Here is a 673-nt window from a genome sequence, read left to right as displayed (position 1 = left end):
CGCGTACCACAGTCCGACAGGGGCCAGATGCATGGTCATGGTCCCGCTGTCGGTGTAACAGACGGGATATCTGTCGACGTAGAAAGTGAAGTACTGGAAGGAGTTACTATCGTCGCACGCGGTGTTCTGGATGGCTGGCGACGCTGTGGACGCGCTACTGGGGCTGGGTGTGATCGAGAGCAGCGCGGCAACCAACACAGCTGCGGTCACCCTGACCTTCGAGATCCTCGTGAGGATTTTCATAAGACATTCTCCAAGCACAGTCAAAGTCCGACATAGCCCAACGGACAGGGCAGAGGTGATCGTACGACGAGACCAACAGTCGCCCGCAATTGACAATTGTCACCAATGTTCAGCGGTTTTCACGCCAAAGGCAGTAGCGACTGCAGCACCAGTGAAGCCCATGACAAATGTGAATTCCGGTCTTGGATGCCTCGCTGTAACGTCTCAATCAGTTGGTCAACACCTAACGGTCACGTAAGCGGCGGTAGAAGGCGTAGATTTTCCAGGGAGTGTCCGCATAAGCGGTCCAGCCAATGGGTCGTGGACCAGGTCTATCGGACCCTTGAGTCGTTGATGACCTGTTTAGGGCGTGTCTGCTTATTCGGCGCGGCCGGGTAGGTGATCATGAATGGATGCTGCGGACGGGCGCTATTTCAGATGAGTTGTGGGC

Annotated in this window: 1 protein-coding gene; it reads right to left on the bottom strand. The window is 55.7% G+C overall.

Features of this window, described 5'->3' with window-relative positions; genetic code table 11:
- Nucleotides 1-210 (bottom strand): hypothetical protein (locus ABD301_RS30355; RefSeq protein WP_344313722.1); only part of this gene is annotated, 210 nt, incomplete at its 3' end.
- Between the last annotated feature and the right edge of the window lie 463 nt (nt 211-673).

This window comes from Fodinicola feengrottensis (assembly GCF_039530045.1).
GTDB classification, from domain to species: domain Bacteria; phylum Actinomycetota; class Actinomycetes; order Mycobacteriales; family HKI-0501; genus Fodinicola; species Fodinicola feengrottensis.
This window is presented reverse-complemented; position numbering and strand designations above follow the sequence as displayed.